This is a genomic window from Streptomyces fumanus, assembly GCF_014655295.1.
Classification (GTDB): Bacteria; Actinomycetota; Actinomycetes; order Streptomycetales; family Streptomycetaceae; genus Streptomyces; species Streptomyces fumanus.
On sequence record NZ_BNBI01000038.1, the window covers coordinates 1 to 1,139 of the forward strand.

A 1,139-nucleotide genomic window follows, 5' to 3' on the forward strand; every position below is an offset into this window, starting at 1 on the left:
CGGGCGCCGAGGAGGTGGTCCATGGCGAGCTGGTCGAGGTGTTCGAAGGCCATGCCCCGGGCGGCGGCGGCCTGCGGGTCGAAGGACTCATAGGCGCTGGTGTCGGCGAGCAGACCGTCCAGGCCGTCGGCAGCGGTGGGCTGGGCGAGCTGGTCCAGCCGCGCCGCGGCCAGCGCCGCCCGCACCTCCGGGTCCGCACGGAAAGCCGCCGCCCGCTCCTTGAGGATGAGGTAGTTGCGCATACAGCCAGCCGCCGACGCCCACACCCCGTCGAGGTCCTCCGTACGCGGCGGCTTGAAGTCGAAGTGCCGCGGACCCGTCCAGCCCGCCGACTCCAGCAGATCCACCAGCCAGAACGCCGAGCGCACATCGCCCGCACCGAAGCGCAGGTCCTGGTCGTACTTGATCCCCGACTGACCGTTGAGATCGATGTGGAACAGCTTGCCCGCCCACAGCGCCTGCGCGATACCGTGCGGGAAGTTCAGCCCCGCCATCTGCTCATGACCCACCTCCGGGTTCACCCCGAACAGCTCCGGCCGCTCCAGCCGCTCGATGAACGCCAGCGCATGCCCCACCGTCGGCAGCAGAATGTCCCCACGCGGCTCGTTCGGCTTCGGCTCGATCGCGAACCGCAGGTCATAACCCTGCCGGGTGACGTACTCGGCCAGCAGATCGAACGCTTCCTTCATCCGCTCCAGCGCATCACGCACGTCCTTGGCCGCACCCGACTCCGCGCCCTCACGACCGCCCCACGCCACATACACCTCCGCCCCCAGCTCCACCGCCAGGTCGATGTTGCGGATCGTCTTGCGCAGCGCGAACCGCCGCACGTCCCGGTCGTTCGCCGTGAACGCACCGTCCTTGAACACCGGATGCGTGAACAGGTTCGTCGTCGCCATCGGCACCTTCAGCCCCGACGTCTCCAACGCCTGCCTGAACCGCTTGACCCGCGCCTGACGCTCCGACTCCGACGCCCCGAACGGGATCAGGTCATCGTCATGGAACGTCACCCCGTACGCGCCCAGCTCCGCCAGACGCCCCACCGACTCCACCGGATCCAGCTCCGCCCGGGTCGCATCCCCGAACGGATCCCTGCCCTGCCAGCCAACGGTCCACAGACCGAACGTAAACCTGTCCTC

General features: G+C 69.0%; 1 protein-coding gene. It reads right to left on the bottom strand.

What is annotated here, in order from left to right:
* A partial coding sequence (gene xylA, locus IE316_RS35185; protein WP_190208638.1) for a xylose isomerase occupies window positions 1–1,139 on the bottom strand: 1,139 nt, incomplete at both ends.